This is a genomic window from Streptomyces sp. KLMMK (genome assembly GCF_036961605.1).
GTDB lineage: Bacteria > Actinomycetota > Actinomycetes > Streptomycetales > Streptomycetaceae > Streptomyces > Streptomyces telluris.
Window position 1 is genome coordinate 1 of sequence record NZ_JBAMDC010000767.1, and the last position, 1,072, is coordinate 1,072.

General features: G+C 74.9%; 2 protein-coding genes. One reads left to right on the forward strand and one right to left on the reverse strand.

What is annotated here, in order from left to right:
* The coding region (locus V7793_RS37835; RefSeq protein WP_336014283.1) for a trehalose-phosphatase at positions 1 to 461 on the forward strand (461 nt) is incomplete at its 5' end.
* Positions 462 to 485: 24 nt separating this feature from the next.
* Here V7793_RS37835 and V7793_RS37840 read toward each other — a convergent pair.
* A partial coding sequence (locus V7793_RS37840) for a hypothetical protein (RefSeq protein ID WP_336014284.1) occupies positions 486 to 1,072 on the reverse strand: 587 nt, incomplete at its 5' end.

Genomic DNA, 1,072 nt, shown 5'->3' on the forward strand with positions numbered 1-1,072 from the left:
CCGTGGCGGGCTCGGGCTTCGGCCCGGGTACCTGGATCGAGGACAAGGGCCGCGCCCTCGCCGTCCACACCCGGCGCACCGCCCACCCGCAGGCCGCCTTCGACGCCCTGCGCGAGCCCCTGTCCGCCCTCGCCGAGCGGCACGGGCTGATCGTCGAGCCCGGCAGGCTCGTCCTGGAACTGCGGCCGCCGGGCGTCGACAAGGGCGCCGCCCTCGCCTCGTACGTGCGCGAGAGCGGCGCGGGCTGTGTCCTCTACGCCGGTGACGACCTCGGCGACCTGGCCGCCTTCGCGGCCGTGGAGGAGCTGCGCTCCGAAGGCCTCCCGGGCCTGCTGGTGTGCAGCGGGAGCTCCGAGGTCACCGAGCTCGCGGACCGCGCCGACCTGGTCGTCGACGGCCCGGGCGGAGTCGTGGAGCTGCTCACGGCCCTTGCCGGCCGCCTCGCTCCCGCGGCGCAGTGACCCGCTCGTCCGGCCGTCGCCGGTTCAGCCGTCGTCCGGGTCGCTCGCCGTCTCGCCCTTGGCGGGCTTGCCCGGGAGGCCGAGGACGTCGAGCGCCGTCGTCCAGTCGCGCGCGATGGCCTGCTGCACCTTGATCAGATCGGCCTTGCCCGAGCAGACGGCGTTCTTGAGCCTGCTCTCCACGACGTCCTTGGGGTTGTCGGTGCCCTTGCCCTCCTTGTGGCCGGGGGAGGGCGGCTCCACCCACAGGTTGCGCGGGTCGTTGGGGTCGCCCCCGAGCTGCAGGCTGATCAGATGGTCGTACTCGGCGTCGCGCAGCGAGCCCTTGTAGCCGTACGCGGCGGCGCTGGCGGTCTTCTGGCGGCTGGTGACGCTCGTGGGCGGCCGGATGCCGGCGGTGTAGCCGCTGCGGCAGATCGTCGTCTTGAGGGTGGCCTGTGTGACCTTCGGGTTGGTCGCGCCGGGGGTGCACGCGGGGTCGGGGAGCGGCTCCTTGGCCGGGGTGAAGCGGTAGTGGCAGCTGCCGGCGGCGGGCTGCTGCTGGACGGCGTAGGACGGCTGCGGCCCGGGGCCGACCGGTATGGATCCGCTCGGCGGGGCCGGGGGCGGGG